This is a genomic window from Streptomyces sp. NA04227 (assembly GCF_013364195.1).
In the GTDB taxonomy this organism is placed as follows: domain Bacteria; phylum Actinomycetota; class Actinomycetes; order Streptomycetales; family Streptomycetaceae; genus Streptomyces.
In genome coordinates this window covers 3,224,484-3,246,900 of sequence record NZ_CP054918.1, presented here as the reverse complement: position 1 = coordinate 3,246,900, position 22,417 = coordinate 3,224,484, and the positions used below count along the sequence as shown (strand labels likewise).

At 69.3% G+C, this 22,417-nt stretch carries 26 protein-coding genes; 13 read left to right on the top strand and 13 right to left on the bottom strand.

What is annotated here, in order from left to right:
* Positions 1-60: 60 nt before the first annotated feature.
* Positions 61-309 (bottom strand): hypothetical protein, encoded by a 249-nt coding sequence (locus HUT18_RS13850; protein WP_176100913.1) that lies wholly within the window; start codon positions 307-309, stop codon positions 61-63.
* Positions 310-809: 500 nt separating this feature from the next.
* On the opposite strand from HUT18_RS13850, the gene HUT18_RS13845 reads away from it, so the two are divergent.
* Positions 810-2,837, top strand: coding sequence for a phosphocholine-specific phospholipase C (locus HUT18_RS13845; protein ID WP_176100911.1), 2,028 nt, complete (start codon positions 810-812; stop codon positions 2,835-2,837).
* Positions 2,838-2,885: 48 nt separating this feature from the next.
* On the opposite strand, the gene HUT18_RS13840 is transcribed toward HUT18_RS13845, so the two are convergent.
* On the bottom strand, positions 2,886-3,560 hold the full coding sequence (locus tag HUT18_RS13840) for a TetR/AcrR family transcriptional regulator (RefSeq protein WP_176100909.1): 675 nt from the start codon (positions 3,558-3,560) through the stop codon (positions 2,886-2,888).
* Positions 3,561-3,613: 53 nt separating this feature from the next.
* Between HUT18_RS13840 and HUT18_RS13835 the strand changes: the two genes are divergently transcribed.
* Together HUT18_RS13835 and HUT18_RS13830 are read left to right on the top strand one after the other, a co-directional pair.
* Positions 3,614-4,237, top strand: coding sequence for a GNAT family N-acetyltransferase (locus tag HUT18_RS13835; RefSeq protein WP_176100907.1), 624 nt, complete (start codon positions 3,614-3,616; stop codon positions 4,235-4,237).
* A 195-nt stretch (positions 4,238-4,432) separates the two neighbouring features.
* Positions 4,433-5,107 carry a TetR/AcrR family transcriptional regulator gene (locus HUT18_RS13830; RefSeq protein ID WP_176100905.1) on the top strand — a complete coding sequence of 225 codons (675 nt, stop codon included), beginning with the start codon at positions 4,433-4,435 and terminating at the stop codon, positions 5,105-5,107.
* A 117-nt stretch (positions 5,108-5,224) separates the two neighbouring features.
* On the opposite strand, the gene HUT18_RS13825 is transcribed toward HUT18_RS13830, so the two are convergent.
* Positions 5,225-6,739 carry an MFS transporter gene (locus HUT18_RS13825; protein WP_176100903.1) on the bottom strand — a complete coding sequence of 505 codons (1,515 nt, stop codon included), beginning with the start codon at positions 6,737-6,739 and terminating at the stop codon, positions 5,225-5,227.
* 544 nt (positions 6,740-7,283) lie between these two features.
* Between HUT18_RS13825 and HUT18_RS13820 the strand changes: the two genes are divergently transcribed.
* Positions 7,284-8,660 carry a DUF2786 domain-containing protein gene (locus tag HUT18_RS13820; protein ID WP_254878586.1) on the top strand — a complete coding sequence of 459 codons (1,377 nt, stop codon included), beginning with the start codon at positions 7,284-7,286 and terminating at the stop codon, positions 8,658-8,660.
* Between the two features lie 121 nt (positions 8,661-8,781).
* Here the strand turns inward: HUT18_RS13820 and HUT18_RS13815 are convergent, their stop codons facing one another.
* The 3 genes from HUT18_RS13815 to HUT18_RS13805 form a co-directional block, all read right to left on the bottom strand.
* Positions 8,782-9,756 (bottom strand): endo-beta-N-acetylglucosaminidase, encoded by a 975-nt coding sequence (locus tag HUT18_RS13815; protein ID WP_176100901.1) that lies wholly within the window; start codon positions 9,754-9,756, stop codon positions 8,782-8,784.
* Positions 9,757-10,081: 325 nt separating this feature from the next.
* Positions 10,082-10,579: an ATP-binding protein gene (locus HUT18_RS13810; protein WP_176100899.1), complete on the bottom strand. Its 498-nt coding sequence runs from the start codon at positions 10,577-10,579 to the stop codon at positions 10,082-10,084.
* Positions 10,579-10,845 carry a hypothetical protein gene (locus HUT18_RS13805; protein ID WP_254878585.1) on the bottom strand — a complete coding sequence of 89 codons (267 nt, stop codon included), beginning with the start codon at positions 10,843-10,845 and terminating at the stop codon, positions 10,579-10,581. Before HUT18_RS13805 ends, HUT18_RS13810 begins: the two co-directional genes overlap by 1 nt.
* A gap of 111 nt (positions 10,846-10,956) precedes the next feature.
* Here HUT18_RS13805 and HUT18_RS13800 point away from each other — a divergent pair, with 111 nt between their 5' ends.
* The 3 genes from HUT18_RS13800 to HUT18_RS13790 all read left to right on the top strand — a co-directional run bounded on the left by HUT18_RS13800 (position 10,957) and on the right by HUT18_RS13790 (position 12,393).
* Entirely contained in the window at positions 10,957-11,808 is an 852-nt protein-coding gene (locus tag HUT18_RS13800) for a helix-turn-helix transcriptional regulator (protein ID WP_176100897.1), read from the top strand.
* A complete protein-coding gene (locus HUT18_RS13795; RefSeq protein ID WP_176100896.1) occupies positions 11,789-12,004 on the top strand; it encodes a DUF397 domain-containing protein in 216 nt (71 codons plus the stop codon). The genes HUT18_RS13800 and HUT18_RS13795 overlap by 20 nt, the downstream gene beginning before the upstream one ends.
* A gap of 116 nt (positions 12,005-12,120) precedes the next feature.
* Entirely contained in the window at positions 12,121-12,393 is a 273-nt protein-coding gene (locus HUT18_RS13790) for a DUF397 domain-containing protein (protein ID WP_254878584.1), read from the top strand.
* 331 nt (positions 12,394-12,724) lie between these two features.
* Here HUT18_RS13790 and rpsR read toward each other — a convergent pair whose 3' ends face one another.
* The 4 genes from rpsR to rpmG form a co-directional block, all read right to left on the bottom strand.
* Positions 12,725-12,964 (bottom strand): 30S ribosomal protein S18, encoded by a 240-nt coding sequence (rpsR, locus tag HUT18_RS13785; protein ID WP_176104506.1) that lies wholly within the window; start codon positions 12,962-12,964, stop codon positions 12,725-12,727.
* Entirely contained in the window at positions 12,961-14,136 is a 1,176-nt protein-coding gene (locus HUT18_RS13780) for a GTP-binding protein (RefSeq protein WP_176100892.1), read from the bottom strand. Before HUT18_RS13780 ends, rpsR begins: the two co-directional genes overlap by 4 nt.
* A gap of 7 nt (positions 14,137-14,143) precedes the next feature.
* Positions 14,144-14,404, bottom strand: a complete 261-nt coding sequence (locus HUT18_RS13775) for a type B 50S ribosomal protein L31 (protein ID WP_176100890.1) — start codon at positions 14,402-14,404, stop codon at positions 14,144-14,146.
* Between the two features lie 64 nt (positions 14,405-14,468).
* Positions 14,469-14,633, bottom strand: coding sequence for a 50S ribosomal protein L33 (gene rpmG, locus HUT18_RS13770; protein ID WP_176100880.1), 165 nt, complete (start codon positions 14,631-14,633; stop codon positions 14,469-14,471).
* 113 nt (positions 14,634-14,746) lie between these two features.
* On the opposite strand from rpmG, the gene rpmB reads away from it, so the two are divergent.
* The 3 genes from rpmB (at position 14,747) to HUT18_RS13755 (ending at position 15,891) form a co-directional block, all read left to right on the top strand.
* Positions 14,747-14,983 carry a 50S ribosomal protein L28 gene (gene rpmB / locus HUT18_RS13765; protein ID WP_176100878.1) on the top strand — a complete coding sequence of 79 codons (237 nt, stop codon included), beginning with the start codon at positions 14,747-14,749 and terminating at the stop codon, positions 14,981-14,983.
* Complete coding sequence (gene rpsN, locus HUT18_RS13760; RefSeq protein ID WP_176100876.1) at positions 14,983-15,288, top strand: 30S ribosomal protein S14; 306 nt, start codon at positions 14,983-14,985, stop codon at positions 15,286-15,288. The genes rpmB and rpsN overlap by 1 nt, the downstream gene beginning before the upstream one ends.
* Positions 15,289-15,369: 81 nt before the next feature.
* On the top strand, positions 15,370-15,891 hold the full coding sequence (locus tag HUT18_RS13755; RefSeq protein ID WP_176100865.1) for a hypothetical protein: 522 nt from the start codon (positions 15,370-15,372) through the stop codon (positions 15,889-15,891).
* A gap of 77 nt (positions 15,892-15,968) precedes the next feature.
* On the opposite strand, the gene HUT18_RS13750 is transcribed toward HUT18_RS13755, so the two are convergent.
* Positions 15,969-16,382 (bottom strand): hypothetical protein, encoded by a 414-nt coding sequence (locus tag HUT18_RS13750; protein WP_176100863.1) that lies wholly within the window; start codon positions 16,380-16,382, stop codon positions 15,969-15,971.
* 566 nt (positions 16,383-16,948) lie between these two features.
* Here HUT18_RS13750 and HUT18_RS13745 point away from each other — a divergent pair.
* Positions 16,949-17,191 (top strand): DUF397 domain-containing protein, encoded by a 243-nt coding sequence (locus tag HUT18_RS13745; protein WP_176100861.1) that lies wholly within the window; start codon positions 16,949-16,951, stop codon positions 17,189-17,191.
* A gap of 237 nt (positions 17,192-17,428) precedes the next feature.
* On the opposite strand, the gene HUT18_RS13740 is transcribed toward HUT18_RS13745, so the two are convergent.
* Entirely contained in the window at positions 17,429-17,917 is a 489-nt protein-coding gene (locus HUT18_RS13740) for an ATP-binding protein (RefSeq protein ID WP_176100859.1), read from the bottom strand.
* Positions 17,918-18,222: 305 nt separating this feature from the next.
* On the opposite strand from HUT18_RS13740, the gene HUT18_RS13735 reads away from it, so the two are divergent.
* Together HUT18_RS13735 and HUT18_RS13730 are read left to right on the top strand one after the other, a co-directional pair.
* A complete protein-coding gene (locus tag HUT18_RS13735) occupies positions 18,223-19,089 on the top strand; it encodes a helix-turn-helix transcriptional regulator (protein ID WP_176104505.1) in 867 nt (288 codons plus the stop codon).
* Positions 19,090-19,222: 133 nt separating this feature from the next.
* Complete coding sequence (locus HUT18_RS13730) at positions 19,223-20,680, top strand: aldehyde dehydrogenase family protein (protein ID WP_176100857.1); 1,458 nt, start codon at positions 19,223-19,225, stop codon at positions 20,678-20,680.
* A gap of 106 nt (positions 20,681-20,786) precedes the next feature.
* Here HUT18_RS13730 and HUT18_RS13725 read toward each other — a convergent pair whose 3' ends face one another.
* Positions 20,787-22,244, bottom strand: a complete 1,458-nt coding sequence (locus HUT18_RS13725; RefSeq protein ID WP_176100855.1) for an adenosylmethionine--8-amino-7-oxononanoate transaminase — start codon at positions 22,242-22,244, stop codon at positions 20,787-20,789.
* Between the last annotated feature and the right edge of the window lie 173 nt (positions 22,245-22,417).

Here is a 22,417-nt window from a genome sequence, read left to right as displayed (position 1 = left end):
ACACCGCCCCTGACACCCGTCCTGACGCCGGCTGCCGTCCGCCCGCTCACCCACTCCTCCTCAACGCCACGCCCAGTCAAGGCTGTTGAGCCATACCAGGATCGCGACGGTGTAGAGCACGTACAGCGCCACCTGGCTGTACAGGTAGGCGGCCACGCAGGACACGATGCCGAGCGCGACCCGCGTTCCGCGCTCCCGCCGCGTACGGGGGCGCAGCCAACTGGCCGCCAGCAGCCCGAGGGGCAGCAGATAGCCGAGGCTGAACGCGAGCGGCAGCGGGATCGCCCGGTAACCCAGGTACCCGGCCACGAGTGTCAGCGCAGTGAAGAAGGCGGGGGCCAGCCACCATCCGGAATCGGGAGCGGAGGGGTCCGCCTGGCCCGGGGTCCGTCCGGGGTGCACGGGACCGGCCAACTGCCCGGCGAACCAAGGGTGTTGGCCTTGCGGCGAAGGGGCGTACCCCGGGTGTGGTGCCTGCGAGTGGGTCATGCGACAAGTTCACCGCCGAGGGCAGCCGCGCGGTCAGGGTGCGGATACTCATCCGCGCGGAGGGGGGTACTCAGTCGCCCCCAAGGCGGTAGGTAACGTTCAGATAACTGGACCAGGCCTATTGAAGTTTCCCGGAGTAATGCTTTCCATTAACTCTTCCGACACCTTTGATGCTCTTGACGCCAGTGATGCCCCCGGTACCCCTGATGCCGCTGGTGTCTCCAGTGCCTCTGATGTCGGCAATACCCGCCGCCCACTCCTCCCGGTGTGCACCCCCCACGCCGTGCGCCCCGCCCAGCTACACAACCAGGAGATCCCCCATGCCCCGTTCACCGAGAGCACGCGTCAGCCGTAGGGCCTTTCTGGGTGCCACGGCCGGTGTCGCCGGTGTCGCTGCCGCCGCCGGTGTGCTCCCCCAGGCGCTCCGCGAGGCGCTGGCCTCGCCGACTCCCGCCGGGGGCTCGGTCGAGGACATCGAGCACATCGTGATCTTCACCCAGGAGAACCGGGCCTTCGACCACTACTTCGGTTCCCTGCGGGGGGTGCGCGGCTTCGGCGACCGCAACGCCGTCAAGCTGCCCGGCGGCGATTCGGTGTGGCAGCAGCCGGACGACGACCACGCCGACGGCCACATCCTGCCGTTCCGGATGGACACCACCAAGACGAGCGCGACGTGCGCCAACGCCCCGGCGATGGACTGGCCGACCGACCTCGGCATCTACAACGGCGGACGCTACGACGCCTGGAACACCGCACGCGACGCGGGCCTGGGCATGTCCCACTTCGAGCGCCCGGACCTGGAGTTCTACTACGCGCTCGCCGACGCGTTCACGATCTGCGACCACTACTTCCAGTCGACGTTCACCCAGACCAACCCCAACCGGCTGCACCTGTTCACCGGCTGCAACGGTTCCGCGGTCGGCCAGGACTCGGTGATGAACAACGACTACCCCGACGAGGGCTGGACCTGGACCACCTACGCGGAGCGCCTGGAAGAGGCCGGGATCTCCTGGAAGGTCTACCAGGAGTCCGACAACTTCGACGACAACGCGTTCGCCTGGTTCGCGAACTTCAAGAAGGCCGAGGCGGGCGACGCGCTGTACGACCGGGGCATGGCCACGGTGGACGACCTGGAGACCGCCTTCGGCGACGACGTGGCGAACGGCCGTCTGCCGAAGGTCAGTTGGATCGTGGCGCCCACCGCGGAGTCCGAGCACGCCAACCACCGCCCGGCGGTCGGCGCCGACCTCAGCGCGCGGCTGCTGACCAAGCTCGCGGAGAACCCCGAGGTCTGGGCCAAGACCGTGTTCCTGATCAACTACGACGAGAACGGCGGCTTCTTCGACCACATGCCGCCGCCCGTGCCGCCGGCCTCCGAGAAGGAGGGCCTGTCGACGGTGAGCACCGAGGGGGAGATCTCCGACGGCAAGCCGATCGGCCTCGGCTTCCGCGTACCGATGCTGGTCATCTCGCCCTGGACGCGCGGCGGTTACGTCTGTTCCGAGGTCTTCGACCACACCTCGGTACTGCGGCTGTGCGAGCAGGTCTTCGGCGTCGCCGAACCCAACATCAGCCCCTGGCGCAAGGCCGTCACCGGCGACCTGCTCTCCGCCTTCGACTTCACCGGCGCCGCCACCGACTGGCCGGACCTGCCCGACACCAGCGACTACGTCGAGGACGCCGAGAAGCAGTGCGAGGAACTGCCCGCGCCCCAGGTCCCGGGCGCCCAGTCCATGCCCGTACAGGAGGAGGGAACCCGCAAGGCGCGGCCGATCCCGTACGCCTTCGAGGCCAAGGGCCGCGTCGCCGCCGACGCCTTCCGTATCGACATGACCAACAGCGGGGCGCGGGGCCAGTGCGTGTACCTGTACGCCAACGACTTCCGCGGTGACGGCCCGTGGCGGCACACCGTCGAGGCCGGCAAGTCGCTGACCGACTACTTCATCGCGGGCAGCCCCGAGGGTGCGTACGACCTGTCCCTGTACGGCCCCAACGGCTACCACCGCCGATTCCGCGGCAACCGTCTCACCGCGACGAAGGAGGGGAACGCGAACCCCGAGGTGACCGCCGTGGCCGACGGTGAGAACGGCACCCTCACCCTGACGGCGAAGAACTCCGGCACGGCGGAGTGCAAGGTCACCGTCAAGGCCAACGTGTACCTGGACGAAGGGCCTTGGGAGGTCACCCTGGCCGCCGGGGAGAGCGCCGAGAAGTCCTTCGACATCAGCGGCTCCGCGCACTGGTACGACCTCACCGCGACCGCCGACACGGACGACGGCTTCCTGCGCCGCTTCGCCGGTCACGCCGAGACGGGCAAGGAGTCCACCACCGACCCGGCGGCGGGCTGAACCGACCGGCCCCGGGAGCCCGCGCGTACGGGCTCCCGGGCCGTGGTTCTACGCACCTTCCCCTTCTCCGAGAGCGCCCGACACCACCGGGCCCGCGTCCCCGCGTGTGTCCGCGTCCCCCGCCCCGCCCAAGGCGCCCAAGTAGTCGTCCAGCAGCTCGACTTGGCGCTCCGGAGAGAACGTCGCGGGGTCGAACAGCGACTGCACGATCAGCCCGAGTACGAAGGACTGGGCGCCCTCGGCGAGGCGGGCCGGGTCGCCCGGGCCGATGTCGCCGCGCGTCTGGGCCTCGGCGATCAGCTCGCGCAGTCTGTCGCGGCTGTGGCCGTACTTGCGGGCGTAGTCGGCGCTCAACTCCGGGTCGGCGAGGGCCGGTTCCCAGGAGGAGACCCAGATCCGGTTGCTGGTGGCGGCCTCGGCGGTGAGCGGCAGTATGGCGAGCAGGGAGGCCCGGATCGCGGAGAGCCCCGCCGTGCTTCCGCCGCCCTGGGCCCCCACACTCCTGCGGCGGGCGGCGGTTCGCTCCTCCAGAAGGTCCAGGGCATACGCGAGAAGGTCCCGCTTGGCGGGGAAGTAGTGCGTCAACAGGCCGGTGGTGGCGTCGAGTTCGGCGGCCACGGCGCGCAGCGTGAGGCCGCCGAAGCCGCGCTCGGCCAGGACCCGCCAGACGGCCTCGGAGACCTCGCGGCGGCGGGCTTCGTGGTCCCCCTTGGTGCGTGGCATGCTGCTACGGTACATAATCGTAACGCTTGTTATGTGAACAGGGGGACCGTGAAATGCCCGCCAACACCGCGACCGCGCCCGTCACCACGCCCGCGACGAGCTCGGGAACGAAGCTCGCGCCCGCGCTCTTCTCCCTCCCCCTCCGCGACAACGCCCGGCTCGCTCCCCTGGAGGTCTGCCATGCGGAGGAGTTCGCCGCGCACATGGACCGGGCCCGTGACCACATCCGGCCCTGGGTCGGGGCGGGCTTCGTGACCGACGGCGTCGAGGCGGCGCGGGCCCTGCTGCATCGCTATGCCGAGCGGCAGGCCGGGGACGGCGCCCGCCTGTTCGGGATCTGGCTGGACGGGACGCTGGTCGGCGGCGTGATGTTCACGGACTTCAACGCGGCCCTCGGCCAGTGCGAACTCGGCTGCTGGACAGAGCCGTTGGGCGAAGGACATGGGCTGGTCACCCAGTCCTGCCGGGTCCTTCTCGACTGGGCTGTCTCGGGCCGGGGGCTGCACCGCGTCGAATGGCACTGCCGGGCCGACAACGGCCGCAGCATCGCGGTGGCCGAGCGGCTCGGCATGACGCTCGAAGGGGTGCGCCGCGAGGCCTGGCCCTTCGATGGCCGCCGTTTCGACAAGCAGCTGTGGGCGGTCCTCGCCTCCGAACACAAGCCGGAGAGCCCCTGACCGAAGGTCAGTTGAATTCCTACGGATCCCGACGGATCCCGACGGATCCGGAGCGAGGGCCTCACCGGTCTCGAACGGGCAAGCCGGGCTGCTGAATCGGTCCATCACGACGTGCTGAACGAAGCGACGCCTCGACTTCACCGGGTGGTGAAGAATTGGTAGGGTTCCCGCTCTCAGCACCGAGGAAGTGACCCCTTGAGCAGTGCCGATGCCCGCCCCGCCGAGGTCAGCAGCGAGTCGGCTCCGCCTCGGGAGAGCAAGGGCGAGCGCACCCGTCGGCGCATCCTGGACGCCGCGCGCGGGCAGTTCGGCCGCTACGGCTTCGAGCGGGCCACCATCCGCGGCATCGCCCAGGCCGCCGAGGTCGACAAGGCCTCGGTGATCCAGTACTTCGGCTCCAAGCAGAAGCTGTTCCGGGAGGCCGTCACCTGGCCCGCCCCGCCCGCCGAACTCGCCGAGACGGACGCGGCCCACGCCGCCGAGAACTACCTGGGCGCCCTGCTCGGCACCTGGGCCGCCGACCCGGACAGCCCCGTCTCCGTACTGCTGCGGGCGAGCATGACCAGCGAGGAGGCGGCCGGACTCCTGCGGGAGCACGTCACCCAGCAGGCCGTCGACCCGGTCGCCGAGCGGATCGAGGGCCCCGACGCACGGCTGCGGGCCGCCGTGTTCGGCGCGGTCACCATGGGCATCGCCACCCAGCGGTACCTGCTCGGCATGCCGGACCTCGCCGAGGCCCCCCTGGAGGACGTCCTGCGCATCGCCACCCCCGTACTGCGCCAACTCCTGGACCCCGAGGCGACTGCTCCGGAGGCGACCGCTCCCGAGACGACCGCTCCCGACACGACGGATGAGGACGCCAACTCGTAACCCTTGAAAGGCAGTTGAAGGTCTCCTCTGTGACAGAGGGCAACGGAGAACCCCCGGGCGCGGAACGCGTCCCGGGGGTTCTCCGTACGAGTACGAGGGTGCTTTCGTTGGTCGGCCTCAGCCCAGCTCCTCGTTCTCCTCCTGCTTGCCACGGTTGACCGCGATGACCACGACGAGCGTGGCCGCGACGAACACGGCGGTGCCCACGGTGAACGCCTGGGTGTAGCCCTCGGTGAGAGCCTCCTGGGCGCGGGCCACCAGGTTGAAGTCCTTCGTGGCAAGGCCGCGGAAGAACTCGTCGCTGGCGTGCGGCAGCTTGTCGTCCGCGGTGGCGGTGGCCACGCTGGACAGGGCGGCGAGGCCGAGGGCGCCACCGATCTGCTGGGAGGCGTCGAGCAGACCCGAGGCGATACCCGCGTCGTTCCGGTCGGTGCCGCTGACCGCGCTGAGCGTGACGGACACGAAGACCAGACCGACACCGAAGCCGGTGATGAGCATGCCCGGCAGGATGCCCGAGACGTACTCGGAGTCGGTATCCAGCATCGACAACAGGAACATGCCCAGGGCGCCGATCGCCGCGCCGCTGCCCGCGATCACCCGCGGCGGCACGAGCGGAAGCGCCTTGGGTGCCAGCCAGCTGGCGGACATGCCCAGACCGACGATGAACGGCAGGTAGGCCAGACCGGTCTCGAACGGGGTGTAGTCGAGGATCTGCTGCATGTAGAGGGTGAGGAAGTAGAACAGGGCGAACATGGCGGCGCCACCGAGCAGCATGGTGGCGTACGAGCCCGACCTGTTGCGGTCCTTGAGCAGACGCAGCGGAAGCATCGGGTACGCGACCTTGGTCTGCAGGAACAGGAACAGCGACAGCAGGACCGCCGCGGCCACGAAGGACGCGAGCGTGAGGGGGTCGGTCCAGCCCTCCTCGCCGCCGCGCGTGATGCCGTGGACCAGCGAGACCATGCCCGCCGTGGCGGTGATGGCGCCCGGCACGTCGAGCTTGCCGCGCTCACGGCCGGTGTCGGCCAGAACACGCGTGCCCAGGAGCACGATCAGGCCCACCGGGGCGTTGACGTAGAGCACCCAGCGCCAGGAGAGGTGCTCGGTGAGCGTGCCGCCGAGGATCAGACCGATCGTGGAGCCGAGACCGGCCATGGCGGCGTACACGCCCATGGCGTTGTTGCGCTTCTTGCCCTCGGGGAAGGTGGTGGCGATCAGCGAGAGTGCCGTCGGCGAGGCGATGGCCGCGCCGACGCCCTGCACGACACGGGCCGCGATGAGCTGCCATTCGTTCTGCGCCATGCCGCCGAAGAGGGAGGCAAGGGTGAAGATGAGCAGACCGATCTGGAACACGCGCTTGCGGCCGAAGAGGTCGCCCGCCTTGCCGCCGAGGAGCATCAGGCCACCAAAGGCCAGTGCGTAGGCGTTGACGATCCAGGCCAGGTTCGAGCCGGTGACCTCGAGGTCCTTCTGGATGCTGGGCAACGCGATGTTCATGATCGTGTTGTCCATGACCAGCAGAAGTTGTGCTCCCGCGATCACTAAAAGAGCGAGGCCCAGCTTGGACTGCTCCGGTTCGGGCGGCGCCGGTGACGGATCACCGATTTTGTCGGTGCCGGTGGCGGATGACATGAGAACCCTCCAATGGTGACCGGCGTGTCCGACCGGCCGGTCCGCGCCGCCACGAGCGCGGTTCCGCATGAGAAGCACGGTTCCACATCCCGAGGACCCGGACGGGCCGTGGTGCCCGCAGGCCTGAATGTGCAAGTACTGAGGTCTAAAAGTGTACACGCGTTGAGTTTTGGTCTCGCGTGCCACCTGGCTCCTGCGGCCTAGCGGAGGTTCCGGTTCCCGCCGAGTACGCACTCCCCGCCAGTCACACCGCTTACGCGTCGAAGTACCGCCGATATGGGCTGAGTTGAGGCAAGAGGTTTCCTCTGCCCCCTTCGTCACCGCGTGAGCTTTGTCACGCGGAGCGGTGTGAGGTGTGACCGCGTCCCGCCGGGCGACGCGCGCCCGCGCGACACGGCCCGCCACGGACGAACCGCCCGCCTGGCCGTAGGCTCCGGGCTGTCGCCCAGTGCGTCTGTTCCCGACTCCGTCCCAGTCCCCGCTCTCGCCCTTCTCTCTCCCCGTCCATACCGGTTACCGCTCTTCGACCGCCTCGCCCAGGACCATGCCTCAGCACTCGACAGTCGACCGCGCTCTCGCGACGGCCCTCGCCCCCGACGCCGACACCGTCCACGGCACGAACGCCGCCGTGGACGCCGCCCTGGACGCGGCAGCCTCGATGCTGGCCGCCGATCCCGCCTGCGACACCGAACTCACCGGCCGCGGCGAGGAATTCGTACGCCGCGCCTGGCAGCACGGCTGGCAGCCCGCGGATCTCGTACGGCTGGTTCGCAACCGACTGTCGGAGGACCACGTGCGCCAGGTGGCAGCTCTGATCCTGACCGAAACGAGGCGCTACGGTCACGCCCTCCCGCATCGTTGGCCGGAGCAGATGGCATCTCTGGCCGAACTAGCGGACCCCGTACTTCCGGGGGAGGTGGACCCCGTACTTCAGGGGGAGGCGGAGCCCGTACTGCCGGGGGAGTACGGGCCCTCGGAGGGTCCGCGGAAGCGGTCGCGGCGCGGCCGGGACGGCTCCGGAAAGGGGAGCCGGGACGGCTCCGGGAAGGGGAGCCGGGACGGCTCCGGGAAGAGGAAGGCGAGCCCCGGCCCCGCCCTCGACCGCTTCTCCCGCGCGACCCTCGTCCTGGAGCTGTACCGGTTGCTGAACCGGCTGCCCCGTCTCGGACCGGTCGGCCCGGTGCCCGGCGAGAAGTCGACGGCGCCGGTGCCCGGGGAGCCCAAAATGCTCGCGCGGATAAGGGCGTTGCTCGCCAAGGCGGAGGCGACGCCCTATCCGGAGGAGGCCGAGGCGCTCAGCGCGAAGGCGCAGGAGCTGATGGCGCGGCACAGTGTCGACGAGGCGGTACTGGCCGCCGGCCGCCCGGCCCCCGATCAGCCGGCCGCCTGCCGGATCGGGGTCGACGCCCCCTACGAGACGGCCAAGGCGGTCCTCCTGGACGCCGTCGCCACCGCCAACCGCTGCCGCGCTGTCTGGAACAGTGCGCTCGGCTTCTCCACCGTGGTCGGTTTCGAGCCGGACCTGGAAGCGGTGGAACTCCTGTACACCTCCCTCCTGGTCCAGGCCCACTCCGCGATGACCAAGGCCGAGGCCGCCCAGCGCCAGGCGGGGCGCAAACGCACCAAGACCTTCCGCCAGTCCTTCCTCGCCGCCTACGCCCAGCACATCGGCGACCGGCTGGCGGCGGTGGCCGACCAAGTCACCCGCGAGCAAGGCGAGTTGCTGCCGGTCCTGGCCACCCGCGACCTCGCCGTCAGCGGCCGCACCGAGGAGATGTTCCCGGAGACGGTGACGACGAGGGTGCGCGGCGTGAGTGACCTGGCGGGCTGGGAGCAGGGCGCGGAGGCGGCGGAGCGGGCGGCTTTGCGGCCTGCGAAGGGGGAGTTGGGGGAGTCCGGGCGGGGGTGTCGGCGTCGATAGGGCCGCGGGTCCGGCGAAGTCGGCTGGGCGGCTTGGCAGTTGGGCGGGTACCGGAGGAGCGCTGGACGGGTACCGGGGGGCCGCCCGCCCGATACCCGCCCGATACCCGTCCCTGCTGGGACTACTTGGCCTCCGCCATCACCGCCGCGAGGTTCTTCGTCCATTCGTAGGTGGTCGGATGCAGGTCGTTGTCGCCCTCGGCGACACCGTCACGGTCGACCGCGTAGGAGAACAGGCCGCCCTTCTGGGCCCCCGAGGGCTGCCACTTCGCGTAGGCGTACGCCCGGCTCTTCTCGAAGGGCGTCTCGGTGTCGTACCACCTGTTCCCGTCGGCGTCGGAGTTCTCCTCGTAGAAGCTGAAGCCGATCAAGAACTTGGCGGAGTCGATGCGCGGAGCGAAGGTCTCCCAGGTGCCCTGGAGGCTGGAGACGTCCCTTCCGTAGGCCTGGAGGAGCACCCGGTCCGTGAGTGAGGCGACGTTCTTGAAGAGCGGGTGCTCGCCGTCCATGTTGGTGTCGTAGTAGAGGATCTTGTCCGGGCCGAGCTTCTCGCGAAGTGCCTTGTAGACGCCGGTGGCCTGCTTCAGCTGGTCGGCGTCCAGATTCCTCTCGACATCGATGTCAATACCGTCCAGTCCGAACGGGGTGACCTTCTCCTCAAGGATCTTGTCGGCAAGGGCCTTGTGCCCCGCGTCGTCGTTCGCGAAGTCGTCGTTCAGCAACTCGTCCACGAAGACACTGGAGATGACCTTGGTCCCCTGCTCGTGAAGCTTGGGGACGTACGTCTTGCCCAGCGCGGACTTGAACCCCTCGGAGTCGAAGGCGCCGAAGGCGATCGCCACGTCGACATCCTTGGGGAGTTCGGCCATGGACGTGGTGTTGGAGGCGTTGTACGCCTTGTCGCGCCAGACCCGGAAGTACGAGACGGTCTCGGGCTCGGCGTCGGCCTTGCCTTCGGCTGTGTTCTCGGTCCTGTCCGCGACGGGCGCCGACCGGTCGCCGCCGGTCTCGTCCGCCCTGGCATGCGCGGGGGACAGGAGCAGTGATCCCAGGGTCACCGAAGCCGCCGCCAGCAGGCGGAGGGGGGTCAGCTTCATCGGTGTTCTCCTACTCGTTCTCGTTTCGGTGGTTTCAACTCGCGGTGCGGCAGGGGCGGTTGGCCCGTCCGTGCGCCGCTTCCGGCACTGCGCGGCAAGGTACGGAATGCCGCGCATAGTGCATCGGATCGGACAGAAATCCTTGAAAGGGAACTCAAGGGCTTTAGCTGACGTCAGACTCTGGTGACTGGAGCGACTGAGGTCAAGACCTTTGGCGGAATTCGGAGTTGAGGTGGGGGGAGCGGAGAGGGGGGAGGGGAGCCGATCGCGGTGGAGGGAGGGCGCTGGGCGTGTCCGCGCCTTCCCGCCCCGCGGGCCGAGGTGCTCATGGGCGGTTTCGTGACGACCCCCGTCCCATAACCGACGGGCTTGTGCCTGTGCCCGAGACCGTGCGCATGCCCAGTCCCGCGCCCTGGAGTTCGCACCACACCGTTTTGCTGTGTGCGCCCTGCTCCACACCCCACCGCCGGGCGATCGCGTCGAGCAGGGCGAGCCCGCGGCCGGACTCCTCGTCGTCGGTGGCTCGTCGCAGGACGGGCCACCGCTGCGGGTCCGGATCGGTCAGAGCCACCCGGATGCACCCGCCGCGGCGAGCCGTCACACACAGCGAAACGACGGTCCCGGCACCGACGTGCGTAATCACATTGGTCACCAGCTCACTGACGCACAGCTCGGCGTCGCAGCCCGCACCGACCACGGCCCGCACCGCCTGCCGCAGCTCCCCGACCGCCTCGGGAGCGGCAGCGAACTCCCGCTCCAGAAGCGTCCGTTCGGTTGCCTCGTTCCCAACGCCCGTCTCCTGTACGGGTTCCCGCGTCCGCATCACCCCTCGGCCGCCTTACGCAGCACGGTGGTGAGCGCGCGAGCCGTACCGAGGTTGCAGCGCCCGAGGGTGACCAGCCCGGCGCGGTGTTCCGGACTCGTGCTCGCGAAGGTGACGAGGTCGACGCCGAGCGAGGGAAGCACGATGCCGTGCGCGGCCAGTGCCTCCCGCAACTCTTCGGCGATCAGGGTGGCGTCGTCGGCAGCCGGGCGACCGGTGGGTGTCAGGCCGCAGGTGCAGCGGGGGTTGGGGCAGGGGAGTTGCATGGGGAGCCTTCCTGTCTTTCCGTGACGATCCGATTACACGGTGCCGTGACGGTGCGTAGTCTGGAAGGGCTTTCTGGTCCACAGCGCGTATCGCGGAAGGCGGGCACAACCATGGCCGTACGCAAGGACATTGACGGGTCCGCCAGCGTCCCGGAGTTCTACGGCAAGGAGCTTCGGTACAAGCGGGAGGCTGCGGGGCTGACGCTGAAACAACTGGTGGCGGGTAGCTATTACGGCGTCAGCTACATGAGCGAGATCGAACTTGGTCAGCGCCGGATGCCGGAGGACCTGGCCTGCCATGTGGACCGGGTACTGAAGACGGACGGCTTCTTCGAGCGGCGGTGCGAGGACGTACGCAAGGCGAAGAAGGGGGCGCATGCTGCGTACTTCGCGGCCATTGCCGAGTTGGAAACCCGGGCTTTGACCATCGAGGAGTGGAATCCGTCTCTGATTCCTGGGCTGTTGCAGACGAAGGCGTACGCACAGGCGGTCATCCATGTGACGCATCCGCTCGACCTGCCTGAAGAGGTCGAGGCCAAGGTCAGTTCCCGCATCGAACGGGCGAAGCTTTTCGATAACCTGAGGCGCCCCGAGTACTGGGTGATCCTGCACGCTTCCCTGCTCAGCGTGCCGTTGCTGCCACCGGCAGAGATGGCGGAGCAGTTGGAGCGGATCGCCGCACTTGCGCAGCGGCGTCGGATCGTTCCGCAACTGCTGGAGTGGAACGCTGCTACTCGCCCGTTTATGACCTTGCAGCTCAAGCTCATGACGTTCGCGGACGCCCCGGACGTCGTCTATACGGAAGGCGCCTATCACGGACTTCCGATCGACGATCCAGCCCTCGTCGCCCAGTATCAGAAGGCATACGATCGGCTCAGGGCCGCTGCACTGTCACCGGAGGCGTCCCTGGCGATGATCGAGTCTGCGGCAGAGGACTATCGAAATGGCAAGCACCCAGATTGATTTGACTGGCGCGACCTGGCGGAAGAGCAGCTACAGCAACGGCGACGGTGGCGACTGCGTGGAGGTCGCCGACAAGGTCCCCGGCCTCGTCCCCGTCCGCGACTCCAAGAACCCCAGCGGCCCAGCCCTCGTACTGACTGCCCTCGCCTGGTCCCCCTTCGTAACCGCCCTGAAGGCAGGCCAGTTCGCAGGCTGACGGACGAAAGGCCCGCCCAGAGCCAAGAGAGGCCCCGCATGTCGGAGACCGGAGCCCTACTGTTTCGCGAAGCCTGGATCGCCGGGGTGCGAGAGTCGACAAGCACTCAGATTGATTTGACTGGCGCGACCTGGCGAAAGAGCACCTACAGCAACGGTGACGGCGGCAACTGCGTGGAGATCGCCGAGGGTTTCTTGGGTGCCGCGCAGTGGCGGAAGAGCAGCTACAGCAACGGCAGCGGCGGCAACTGCGTGGAGGTCGCCGACAAGGTCCCCGGCCTCGTCCCCGTCCGCGACTCCAAGAACCCCAGCGGCCCAGCCCTCGTAGTGACCGCCCTCGCCTGGTCCCCCTTCGTAACCGCCCTGAAGAGCGGCCAGTTCGAAGCCTGAGCGGCGAGGCTCAACACTCAAGCGCAGAAGGGCCGTTGCCCCACACCGAGCCAAGTGTGGGACAACGGCCCTCCGTTCGCGTGCCCGGAGCCCCCAAAGCCCCGGCTCAACCACGACCTCCCCGAACCCCCGGAGACGCCCCACGTCGCCAGTAAGCACGGGTCCGGAGAGGCCGCGTCCCCACGGGCTCGTGCATCCACGTGGCCGCCGAGCGACGACTGCCGTGGACCGCACGCACGAAACCCGCAGGCCCTGCGCGCCCCCGTCCCTGGCTGCCGTTGAGGACGGGGGCGCCGTATCGGTGGCCGCCGGAGGAGGCGGCCGGTGGGAACTACCGTGAGGAGTAGGGCAGTAGCGCCATCTCGCGGGCGTTCTTGATCGCTCGGGCCATCTGACGCTGCTGTTGCGACGTAATACGAGTCACCCGGCGCGAGCGGATTTTTCCGCGGTCGGAGATGAACTTCCGCAGCAGGTCGGTGTCCTTGTAGTCGATGTACTCGATGCCTGCCGCGTCCAGCGGGTTGGGGCGGGCCTTGGCCGGGCGCCGGTCGGTCTTGCGGGGCATGGTCAGATCTCCAGGAGGGTGTCGAATGCGGAGCCGAGGCGCTGCCAGGAGTCGGGGCCCGCGGCGTACTCGGCGTCGGTGAGCAGGCAGGAGTCGAGCACCTGGACCAGGCCGTCCCGGTCGAGGCCGGGGGAGGTGAAGACGAGGTGCTGGCAGCGGTCGCCGTGTTCGGGGTGCCAGTCCAGGGCCGCCGCCGCGCGCCGCACCGGCGGGACCAACTCCCAGGCGGCGTCCGGCAGTGAGGCCAGCCAAGGCCCCGCGCCCTCCACGCACAGCGCGCCGCCCGCCGCGTCCCAGTGCAGCAGCGTGTCCGGCCGGTCGGCGAGCCAGAACCGGCCGCGGCTGCGGGCGGCGGCGCAGGTCAGGTCCTCCAGGGCCGCGTACAGCCGCTGTGGATGGAAGGGCCGGTACTGCCGCCAGACCAGCGTGCCGACACCGGCCTCGTCGGCCTCGGCGGGCAGCAGCGCGCAGGCGGGATGCTGGGCGGCCGCCGCCGCCTCGACGTCGAAGCCGCGCCCTCCGCCGAACGCCGCCGCTGCCAACTCCCCGCTGTTCACCGTCACTTGGCGGGCGGTCGGGTGCAGCTGGGCGAGCAGCGCGCGGTCCTCGTCGTCGGCCTCGGGGGAGTCGGCCAGGGCGAGGACGGGCGCGTACTCCAGCTGGCGGGCGAAGGTGTCGGCGACCGTGCGCTGGTCGGTGGCCGCCGCGGCGAGGCCCGCCTCTGCGAGGTCGTCGCCGTTGCCGAGGCAGGGGAGTACGAGGGCGGGGTCGACGGCGGTGATCACTGAGGTGATCGGCAGGCCGTGGGCGGCGATCACCTCGGCCATCGCCTTGGGTTCGACGGAGTCCCACAGTTCGACGATGGCCAGGCGCGTCTCGTCGCCGAGCCGGTCCAGTTCGGGGACCAGGTCCTCGCGCAGCGCACAGCAGGCGCAGTCGTTGACGAGCGGGGTCTCGCCGCTGGACAGGAGCCCGCCCGCGTCGCGCACCGTACGCAGCACCGTGCCGCGCTCGGCCGCGCCGCTCAGGTCGTGGTGCAGGACGACGCTGCCCGGGACGGCCGCGAGCAGACGCTCGACGGCCGCCTTGCGGGCGGCGGCGTGCAGGCCGCCGATCAGGGTGACGGGCGGCCCGCCCGAGCGGCCGGAGTTGGCGGAGCTGCCGGAGTTTTTCTCCATCGTCCCGTCAGCCCTGCTCGCGTCGCCCGTAGCGCCGCTCGAAGCGCTCCACGCGGCCCGCCGTGTCCAGGACGCGTGCCGTGCCCGTGTAGAAGGGGTGGCTCACGCTGGAGATCTCGACGTCGACGACGGGGTAGGTGTTGCCGTCCTCCCACTCGATCGTCTTCTCGGTGCGCGAGGCGGCCGTCGAGCGGGTGAGGAAGGCGTGGTCGGCGGCGCGGTCGCGGAAGACGACGGGGCCGTACGCGGGGTGGATGCCGGGCTTCATGTCGTAGCCCTCCTGTTCTTGCGGTGCCGTGCTGGTGCTGGTGGCGAAGTGCCCGGGGGCGGGCTCAGCGCTCTTCGCGGAAGTCCACGTGGCGGCGGGCCACCGGGTCGAACTTGCGCAGGACCATGCGGTCCGGGTCGTTGCGGCGGTTCTTGCGGGTGACGTAGGTGAAGCCGGTGCCCGCCGTGGAGCGGAGCTTGATGACCGGGCGGAGCTCGTTGCGTGCCATGGGGATAGTGTACGAAAATGAACGTCGTTTTCAATAGGAGGAAAGGAGAGCCCCGTCACGGGCTCCCCGGGCCCCTTCGTCACGGGCCCCTCCGCCACTGGAAAGGAATCGCCTTGTCCGCCCACTGCATGCTGACCGGCGCCCAGCCGGGCTTCGGCAATCGCATCTCGCACTCGCACCGGCGCACCAGCCGCCGCTTCGACCCCAATGTCCAGCGCAAGCGGTACTGGCTGCCCAGTGAGGGCCGCTACGTCCGGCTGCGGCTCAGCGCCAGGGCGATCAAGACCGTGGACGCCATCGGTGTCGAGGCGGCCGTGGCCAGGATTCGTGCGCGGGGAGTGAGGGTCTGATGGCGAAGAAGAGCAAGGTCGCGAAGAACGACCGGCGTCGCGAGATCGTCGCGCGGTACGCCGCCCGGCGCGCGGAGTTGAAGGAGATCATCCGCAGGCCGGGCACCCCGGAGGCCGAACGCCTCGCCGCCCAGCGGGAGTTGCGTGCTCAGCCCAGGGATGCCAGCGCCACCCGCTACCGCAACCGCGACAGCGTCGACGGGCGTCCGCGCGGGTATGTGGGCGCCTTCGGCCTGTCCAGGGTCAAGCTGCGTGAGCAAGCGCACGCCGGATACCTTCCCGGCGTCCGGAAGGCCTCCTGGTAGCTTGCCAAACTGTTGATCCGAGCCGGTACGGGCCGCGCGCCGAGGACGGTGCGGGCCCTGCCAAGTTCCATGGGGGAGTCCATGACCTCTGCGACCTCTGTCCTCAGGCGCGTACGGATGGCAGCCGCCGTGCTGCCGGTCGCCGCCGCACTCGTACTGACCGGCTGCAGCAGCGACAGCGACGACTCCAAGGACAAGGACAACGCCAAGCCGTCGGCGGAGTCCTCCGCCCCGGCCGACGACGAGTCCGCGACCCCGGACTCCGGCGACTCCGGCACCGGCAACGGCAAGGGCCTGGAAGGCAGTTGGCTCTCCACCAAGGGTGGCAACGCCGTCGCCCTGGTGGTCAACCAGGGCAAGGCCGGGCTCTTCTCCTCGGGCGGCTCCGTGTGCAGCGGCACCGCCGGTGAGAAGGCGGGCATGCAGATGGTCGAGCTCAAGTGCACGGACGGCAACACCGACCGCAACGAGGGTCACGTCAAGTCCGTGGACGCGAAGACCCTGACCGTCTCCTGGGAGGGCTTCGGCGACGAGACCTTCCAGCGCACCGAGGGCACCGACCTGCCCTCGGGCATGCCGACCCCGGCGCCGCCGGCTTCCTGAGTCCGCGCACACCTGTACGGCCGCGGGCCGTCGGACCTTGACCGGTTCGGCGGCCCGTTGTCGTTGTGGGGTGGGCCTCAGGCGGGCCAGTCCACGATCGCGTAGAAGATGCCCCAGCTCAGGAGAGCCGCGAGCGGGGCGAGCAGGCTGAGGATCTCCGGGACGCTGGACCTGCGGACCGGGGTGGGCGGTACCCAGGCCATGACAAGCAGGGCGAGCGTCAGTGCGCCACTGACCGTCCAGACCTCGACCGCGATGTCGAAGCTGTTCGTGAACTGGTCGCCCTCCTCCTCGTTGCAGGAGTCGCAGGCCATCGGCGAGATGCCGACGAGGGCCCAACTCACCAGCAGACCCGGCAGCGTGAGGAATGTCGCCAGGATCGGGGCGATGCAGCTACGGCGACGGGGCTCGCTCACATCGGTCTGCACGGCGATCTGCATGTCGGTCTGCACGGCCGTCTGCGTAACGGACTGCGGGGCGGTCTCGGTCATGGGTCCAGCCAACTCCCTTGTGGGGCAAGGGGCATGAGCGCGCGTACTCAAGTCCGCACACAGGTGGTCGTGAGTAGGCGGAAAGGCGCGTACGAGCCCGCCGTATTCACGTACGCGACCCGCTGCCGTATCCGCGAACCAGCCCCGCCGCCGGGGGAGTTGTCCATGATCGGCGTCTGCGGGGAGTGCCCGCCCCGGTGCGGGGCAGGAGCCGCCGGGGTCGCCCTGTTTCCAAGTGGCTCGATCCCGACCCCGACAACTCCGCAAATTGGACAATCACTTGGACTTTGGAACAGGAAGGGCGTGCTCTGCGTCTCTTTCTTGTACATGCGGGATTCGACCCGGGCCGACGGACCTGCCCCGGGGTCGCGCGATCATGGGCGGTGGGCGACCGCCCCATGTGAGGCGGGCTCCGGATTGCTCTGCCCGGGTCGCTGTAATCGCGGGAACACCCCGCGTGCACGTGCATGTGCCCATGCATATGCACGGCATGACAGCTATGATCCGGACAGTTGACCGCTGCATCCAAAAGCCGACATCGGCCACTGCACCACCGGGAGTGACCAGTGCACGACGTGTTCAACGGCATGGCGGCCACGGAGCTCCACGATGTGGTCTGGCAGAAGAGCCGGCACAGCAACTCGCAGGGTTCCTGCGTGGAGTTCGCGAAGCTGACGGGTGGCAGGGTCGCCGTCCGCAACTCGCGGTTTCCGGACGGGCCCGCCCTCGTTTATACGCGGGCGGAAATAGAGGCCATGCTCCTGGGCGTCAAGGATGGCGAATTCGACCATCTCACCGCCAGTAACTGAAACGGTTCTCCGGGTAATTGTGCGACCGGCGTCTCAACTGCCGGTCCCCGCCGACCGGGTGCCCCGTATCCGGACATGACTGTGGGCCCGTCCGCGGCTGCGGTACGAGGCCTGGGAAATGCGTCCCGGAAGCCGGAAGCGGACCCGGGGTGTGCCCGGCGGTGCGGGCGTCGCGGTCGGCGACCTGGGAGACCCGGATGGTCCGAGAGGCTCGTGCGGTCCGTGCGGCCGGCGGGTTCAGAGGGCGAACAGGGCCCAGACGATCTTGCCCTGGTCGGGCTCCGGGGTGGGGTGCCAGCCCCAGCTCTCACTGAACGAGTCGACGAGGAACAAGCCCCGGCCGGACTCGGCGGCGAAGTCGTCCACGGCGCGTGCGACCGGTCCCTTGGCGCTCAAGTCCCTTACCGCACACACCAGTCGGGAGCGGTGTCGCTCCAGGTGCAGCCCCACCGCATTCTCCGCGGACTCGCAGTTTCCGAGTGCGTCCCCGGGCAGTGCGTGCCGCAGGGCGTTGGTGACGAGTTCGGAGGTGACGAGGGCGATGTCGTCGATGCGGTGGTCCAGGGCCCAGCGGCTCAGGGTGGCGCGCGTGAACTGCCGTGCCTCGCGCACCGCTTCGTAGCGGGCGGGCAGGGTGCAGGACACGGCCGCCGACGCGAATGCCGAGTCGAGCGGTGGTGGTCCCTGTCGTAAGGGTTCGAGCATGGTCAATGCCTTCGTCCCCATGCGTGGCACTCCCCGTTTCCGTAGCGCTGCTGTGCCGTGCTGCGGTGTGCGCGGACCATGCTTCCCAATGGGAAGAGCAGATGCAAGGGCAGATGCACGTGCACGCGCCCCAAATGGCAGCAGTATTCCGCTTGTCGCCTATTTATTCTGAGGGTCGTCTTGTGTGGCTCTTAAGCAAACTCTCTGTTTCTGTAACCGCCCGAGTACGGGCCGAAGCGTTTTAATGGCAGACTGCGGGCTGCTGAAGACATTGGTGAGGGGTTGACGACGTGACCGCAGGGGAGTCGTGGGGCCTTCCCCCGAGCATGGGCTCAGGCGGAGGGTCCGTCGTACGGCGGATTCTGCTGGGCTCCCAACTCAGACGGCTGCGGGAGGCCCACGGCATCACACGTGAGGCCGCCGGGTACTCGATCCGCGCCTCCGAATCGAAGATCAGCCGCATGGAGTTGGGACGTGTGAGCTTCAAGGCCAGAGACGTCGAAGACCTGCTGACCTTGTACGGAGTCACCGACGACACGGAACGCGACGCCCTGCTCTCCCTCGCCAAGGAGGCCAACGTCGCGGGCTGGTGGCACAGTTACTCGGACGTGCTGCCCGGCTGGTTCCAGACCTACGTGGGCCTGGAGGCCGCCGCCTCCCTGATCCGGGTCTACGAAGTCCAGTTCGTCCACGGCCTGTTGCAGACCGAGGCGTACGCGCACGCCGTCGTGCAGCGCGGTATGAGCGGAATGAAGGGCGCGAGCGCCGCCGAGACCGAGCGCCGGGTCGCCCTGCGCATGGAACGCCAGAAGCTGCTCGTCTCCGAGCGCGCTCCCCAGTTGCACGTGGTCCTCGACGAGGCCGCCCTGCACCGCCCCTACGGCGACCGCGCCGTCATGCGCGGCCAGTTGCAGCACCTGCTCGACCTCTCCGAACGCCCGCACGTACGGCTGCAGATCATGCCGTTCAGCTTCGGCGGCCACGCGGGCGAGAGCGGTTCGTTCACCATGCTGAGCTTCCCCGAGACCGACCTCTCCGACATCGTCTACCTGGAGCAGCTCACCAGCGCCCTGTATGTCGACAAGCCGGAGGAAGTCGCCCAGTACCGACGGGTGATGGAGCGCCTCCAGGAGGACTCGCCCGGCGACGACGGCAGCCGCGAGCTCCTGTCCTCGCTCATCCGGGAGCTGTGAGACCCGTCAACGGCCCCCGGGGCGCTGACAGTCCGTAGAACAAGAAGCGTGCTCACTCCTCCAACAGCTGTGAGACACAAGTACGATGACGTGACATCAGTCGCGCGCTCATGCCTCTGGGGTAGGGGATCACATGTCCTTCTTCACCGAACTCGCCCACCAGTACATAGACGGTGAGTGGAAGCCGGGCAGCGGTTCCTGGGACATCATCGACTTCAACCCGTACAACGGGGAGAAGCTCGCGTCCATCACCGTGGCCACCGCCGTCGAGGTCGACCAGGCCTACCGGGCGGCCGAACGCGCGCAGCGTTCCTGGGGCGCGACCAACCCGTACACCCGTCGCCGGGTCTTCGAACGGGCGTTGCGCATCATCGAGGAGCGCGAGGAGGAGATCACCGAGGCGATCGTCGCCGAACTCGGCGGCACCCGCCTGAAAGCGGCCTACGAACTCCACCTCGCCGGTGAATTCCTGCGCGAGGCAGTGCAGTTGGCGCTGCGGCCCGAGGGGCGGATCCTGCCCGCGCCCGAGGAGGGCCGGGAGAACCGGGTCTACCGCGAGCCGGTCGGCGTCGTCGCCGTCATCTCGCCCTTCAACTTCCCCTTCCTGCTCACCCTGAAGTCGGTGGCCCCCGCCCTCGCGCTCGGCAACGCGGTGGTCCTCAAGCCGCACCAGAACGCGCCGGTCTGCGGCGGCACCCTGGTCGCCAAGGTCCTCGCCGACGCGGGTCTGCCGGACGGTCTGCTGAACGTCGTGGTCACCGACATCGCCGAGATCGGCGACGCCCTCATCGAGCACCCGGTGCCGCGGGTCGTCTCCTTCACCGGCTCCGACCGCACCGGGCGGCACGTCGCCCAGGTCTGCGCCGCCAACTTCAAGCGCTACATCCTCGAACTCGGCGGCAACAGCGCGCTGATCGTCCTGGACGACGCCGACCTGGACTACGCGGTCGACGCGGCGGTCTTCAGCCGGTACGTGCACCAGGGCCAGGTCTGTATGGCGGCCAACCGGATACTCGTGGACCGCGCGGTCGAGCGGGAGTTCACCGAGAAGTTCGTCGCCAAGGTCCGTACCCTGCGCGTCGGCGACCCCGCGGACCCCGAGACCCACATCGGCCCGCTCATCAACTCCTCGCAGGCGGACACCGTTTCCTCGCTCGTCCAGCAGGCGATCGACAGCGGCGCCACGGCACTGCTGCACGGCGCCGTGAACGGCAACCTGGTGGCCCCCTCGGTCCTCACCGATCTGCCCGCCGACTCGCCGGTGCTCCAGCAGGAGATCCTCGGACCCGTCGCGCTGATCGTGCCCTTCGACGGCGAGGACGAGGCGGTCGCCCTCGCCAACGACACCCCGTACGGACTCAGCGGCGCCGTGCACACCGGTGACGTGGAGCGCGGCGTGCGGCTCGCACGCCGGGTGCACACCGGAATGATCCACATCAACGACAGCACCGTGCACGACGAGCCGGTGGTCCCCTTCGGCGGCGAGAAGCACTCCGGCGTCGGGCGTCTGAACGGCGAGTCGATGCTGGACGCGTTCACCACCCAGAAGTGGATCTCGGTGCAGCACGGGCGGTCGCGGTTTCCGTTCTGAGTCGACGCGACCAGACCGGATCTGACCCGGGCCGGGCCGGGCCGAGCCGGGCTCGACCGTTCTTGACAGACCCCAACTCGGTTGATCCGACCGGCCGTTGGGTGGTTCAACCCGCGCGCTGACCGCTCTCACGCTGACCGCTCTCACGCTGCCCGCTCTCGCGCGCGATGGCGCGGATAGCCGCGCAGATGCGTTCCAGGTCCGCCGCGTCGGCGACGTACGGCGGCATCGTGTACACGAGGTCCCGGAACGGCCGCAGCCAGACGCCCTCGCGCACCGCGGTCCGCGTCGCCGCCGCCATGTCGACGGGGCGCTCCAGCTGGACCACGCCGATCGCGCCGAGCACCCGTACGTCCTTGACGCCGGGGAGCTCCGCCGCCGGGGCCAGCCCCTCCCGCAGGGCGGTCTCGATGCCCTTGACCCTGCCCTGCCAGTCCTGGCCGAGCAGGACGTCCAGGGAGGCGCAGGCGATGGCGGAGGCCAGCGGGTTGCCCATGAACGTCGGACCGTGCGCGAGGACCGGGAACTCGCCCCGGGAGATGCCGTCCGCGACCCGCTCGGTGCACAGGGTGGCCGCCATGCTCAGGTAGCCGCCGGTCAGCGCCTTGCCCAGGCAGAGCACATCGGGGGTGATCCCTGCGTGGTCGACCGCGAAGAGGGAGCCGGTACGGCCGAAGCCGGTGGCGATCTCGTCGCAGATGAGCAACACCTCGTACTCGTCGCAGAGTTGGCGCAGCACCCGCAGGTACGCGGGGGAGTGGAAGCGCATACCGCCCGCGTTCTGCACGACCGGCTCCACGATCACCGCGGCCACCTCGTGGGCGTGCCGGGCGAGGGTGTCGCGCAGGTGGGAGACGTACGCCGGGTCGGGCTCGGCGTCGAACCCGGCGGGCGGGGCGTCCGCGAAGACCTGCCGGGCCAGGGCGCCGGACCACAGGTGGTGCATGCCGCCGTCCGGGTCGCAGACGGACATCGGCTGCCAGGTGTCGCCGTGGTAGCCCTTGCGCCAGGTCATCAGCCGCTGTTTGGCCGGGCGGCCCTTGGAGCGCCAGTACTGGAGGCACATCTTCACGGCGACCTCCACCGACACCGATCCGGAGTCGGAGAGGAAGACGTGCTCCAGGCCGTCCGGGGTGATCTCCACCAGTTTCGCGGCGAGTTGGACGGCGGGCTCGTGCGTCAGGCCGCCGAACATGACATGGCTCATCCGTCCCAGTTGTTCCTGGGCCGCCGCGTTGAGCACGGGGTGGTTGTAGCCGTGCAGGGCGGCCCACCAGGACGACATCCCGTCCACCAACTCCCGCCTGCCCATGACGGGTTCGGCCAGCCGGAGCCGGACACCGGAGGCGGAGGTCACGAGCAGCGGGTCCACGCGGCCGGGCATGGGCTCGTACGGGTGCCATACGTGGCGGCGGTCCAGCTCCAGAAGTTCGGTGGTGGGGAGGGGAGTTGGGTGGGGCGGGGGTGGGGTGACCGCGTGTGCGGGGGCCGGGTGCGAGGTGTCTGTGTGTGGGGTGTCCGTGTGCGGGGTGGCTGAGTGTGGGCCGGTGTGGGGAGGTTCCATGATCGTTATCCTCGCCGGGGGCGGGGTCGCGGCATAGGTGGACTTCGTACCAAACGCGGGCTCTGGTTGTGTATCCGTCCACCAGGGACGAATTCCCTCCGGGCGGGAGTCTGGTCGGCGTCGGGGCGGCCTCGGGTCCGCGTCCGGTCGGCGTTCGGCCGCCACCCGTGGCC

What these genes read in the sequence shown, in the direction of transcription:
- HUT18_RS13810 (WP_176100899.1), bottom strand. Translation starts at nt 10,579, where the DNA reads ATGCGGACGCGGGAACCCGTACAGGAGACGGGCGTTGGGAACGAGGCA.
- HUT18_RS13820 (WP_254878586.1), top strand. Translation starts at nt 7,284, where the DNA reads ATGCCTCAGCACTCGACAGTCGACCGCGCTCTCGCGACGGCCCTCGCC.
- HUT18_RS13825 (WP_176100903.1), bottom strand. Translation starts at nt 6,739, where the DNA reads ATGTCATCCGCCACCGGCACCGACAAAATCGGTGATCCGTCACCGGCG.
- HUT18_RS13845 (WP_176100911.1), top strand. Translation starts at nt 810, where the DNA reads ATGCCCCGTTCACCGAGAGCACGCGTCAGCCGTAGGGCCTTTCTGGGT.
- HUT18_RS13750 (WP_176100863.1), bottom strand. Translation starts at nt 16,382, where the DNA reads ATGACCGAGACCGCCCCGCAGTCCGTTACGCAGACGGCCGTGCAGACC.
- rpmG (WP_176100880.1), bottom strand. Translation starts at nt 14,633, where the DNA reads ATGGCACGCAACGAGCTCCGCCCGGTCATCAAGCTCCGCTCCACGGCG.
- HUT18_RS13780 (WP_176100892.1), bottom strand. Translation starts at nt 14,136, where the DNA reads ATGGAGAAAAACTCCGGCAGCTCCGCCAACTCCGGCCGCTCGGGCGGG.
- HUT18_RS13815 (WP_176100901.1), bottom strand. Translation starts at nt 9,756, where the DNA reads ATGAAGCTGACCCCCCTCCGCCTGCTGGCGGCGGCTTCGGTGACCCTG.
- rpsN (WP_176100876.1), top strand. Translation starts at nt 14,983, where the DNA reads ATGGCGAAGAAGAGCAAGGTCGCGAAGAACGACCGGCGTCGCGAGATC.
- HUT18_RS13835 (WP_176100907.1), top strand. Translation starts at nt 3,614, where the DNA reads ATGCCCGCCAACACCGCGACCGCGCCCGTCACCACGCCCGCGACGAGC.
- HUT18_RS13735 (WP_176104505.1), top strand. Translation starts at nt 18,223, where the DNA reads ATGGGCTCAGGCGGAGGGTCCGTCGTACGGCGGATTCTGCTGGGCTCC.
- HUT18_RS13805 (WP_254878585.1), bottom strand. Translation starts at nt 10,845, where the DNA reads ATGCAACTCCCCTGCCCCAACCCCCGCTGCACCTGCGGCCTGACACCC.
- HUT18_RS13800 (WP_176100897.1), top strand. Translation starts at nt 10,957, where the DNA reads ATGGCCGTACGCAAGGACATTGACGGGTCCGCCAGCGTCCCGGAGTTC.
- HUT18_RS13775 (WP_176100890.1), bottom strand. Translation starts at nt 14,404, where the DNA reads ATGAAGCCCGGCATCCACCCCGCGTACGGCCCCGTCGTCTTCCGCGAC.
- HUT18_RS13730 (WP_176100857.1), top strand. Translation starts at nt 19,223, where the DNA reads ATGTCCTTCTTCACCGAACTCGCCCACCAGTACATAGACGGTGAGTGG.
- HUT18_RS13755 (WP_176100865.1), top strand. Translation starts at nt 15,370, where the DNA reads ATGACCTCTGCGACCTCTGTCCTCAGGCGCGTACGGATGGCAGCCGCC.
- HUT18_RS13795 (WP_176100896.1), top strand. Translation starts at nt 11,789, where the DNA reads ATGGCAAGCACCCAGATTGATTTGACTGGCGCGACCTGGCGGAAGAGC.
- HUT18_RS13740 (WP_176100859.1), bottom strand. Translation starts at nt 17,917, where the DNA reads ATGGGGACGAAGGCATTGACCATGCTCGAACCCTTACGACAGGGACCA.
- HUT18_RS13725 (WP_176100855.1), bottom strand. Translation starts at nt 22,244, where the DNA reads ATGGAACCTCCCCACACCGGCCCACACTCAGCCACCCCGCACACGGAC.
- HUT18_RS13840 (WP_176100909.1), bottom strand. Translation starts at nt 3,560, where the DNA reads ATGCCACGCACCAAGGGGGACCACGAAGCCCGCCGCCGCGAGGTCTCC.